Origin of the sequence: Empedobacter sp. UBA7611 (assembly GCF_002484365.1) — a bacterium.
Lineage (GTDB): Bacteria > Bacteroidota > Bacteroidia > Flavobacteriales > Weeksellaceae > Empedobacter > Empedobacter falsenii_B.
Window position 1 is genome coordinate 1 of record NZ_DLJR01000025.1, and the last position, 984, is coordinate 984.

2 protein-coding genes are annotated in these 984 nt (G+C 29.0%); one reads left to right on the forward strand and one right to left on the reverse strand.

Annotation, left to right across the window (positions count from 1 at the left end; genetic code table 11):
* Window positions 1–113: 113 nt before the first annotated feature.
* Window positions 114–491 carry a hypothetical protein gene (locus B3R94_RS03500; RefSeq protein ID WP_291098730.1) on the reverse strand — a complete coding sequence of 126 codons (378 nt, stop codon included), beginning with the start codon at window positions 489–491 and terminating at the stop codon, window positions 114–116.
* A 145-nt stretch (window positions 492–636) separates the two neighbouring features.
* Here B3R94_RS03500 and B3R94_RS03505 point away from each other — a divergent pair, with 145 nt between their 5' ends.
* Window positions 637–930, forward strand: a complete 294-nt coding sequence (locus tag B3R94_RS03505) for a helix-turn-helix domain-containing protein (RefSeq protein WP_291098733.1) — start codon at window positions 637–639, stop codon at window positions 928–930.
* The last annotated feature ends 54 nt before the right edge of the window (window positions 931–984 follow it).

The window sequence follows — 984 nt, forward strand, 5'->3', positions numbered from 1 at the left end:
CAACTTTTGATACTGATCCCATAAAACTGAAAGGAAAACAAAAAATAATAGATGCGAAGTATCTAGAGTTTTCTTAGAATTACTTTCTTTTCTAGGGAATATGAAATAATCCCTCACTCTCCGCTGAAAGGGATTCTATTATTTAGAATCTCTTTTTTTGTATAAATAAGTAAGCTTTCTTCCTTCATTTTCAAATGGTTAACAGAAAATAAATCCATCATTGTAGGTGTTCGATAAAAACCATTTTCGTAGTATAAATTACTGTCGAACACTATATTAACAAATTCTCTTTTTTGCAAAATATCTGCTTGTTCGAAAATAAACTTCATGTCAGTCAGTTTATTTAAATTCTTTTCTAATATTTTAAAAGCAATATTTTGATCGTTGCTGTAACGTTCTATACCTACTTTCAGATTAACGATTTCATCGTTATATATTGAATACCATCGTTGATAGGTATCTTTATTTACTTCGTTTTTAATACATTTCACATCGTAAATCAAAAATCGTTTACATACATTCTATTGCCACTATGTTGCCTTTATCCTGCCTTGATCTTGCCTTGATCTTGGGAGTTGACCCTGTGGGTACGTCATATCCTCGTAGACTAAATTAGTAAAAAACTAATATAGCTTTATGATGATTAAAAAGACAAAAGAAATAGCAGCTTATTTAACTTATAGTAAAAAACTACAAGTTCTAAAATATGCCAAAGAATATGGAAATAACTCTATAGCATATAAATTTTTTGGCGTGAAAAAGAGCACATTTTATAAGTGGAAAAAAGCATATGATGAATACGGAGAAGAAGGTTTACTTAGAAAGAAAACAACACCTCGTACTTTTCCAAATCAAATTAAGCAAGAAGTTGTAAATAAAGTATTAGAACTTCGAAAAGAACATAAATTAGGGACTTGGCGAATTAAATGATATTTAGAACGTTATCATGATGTTTTAATATCAGAATCAAGTGTTTATCGTATT

What these genes read in the sequence shown, in the direction of transcription:
- B3R94_RS03505 (WP_291098733.1), top strand. Translation starts at nt 637, where the DNA reads ATGATGATTAAAAAGACAAAAGAAATAGCAGCTTATTTAACTTATAGT.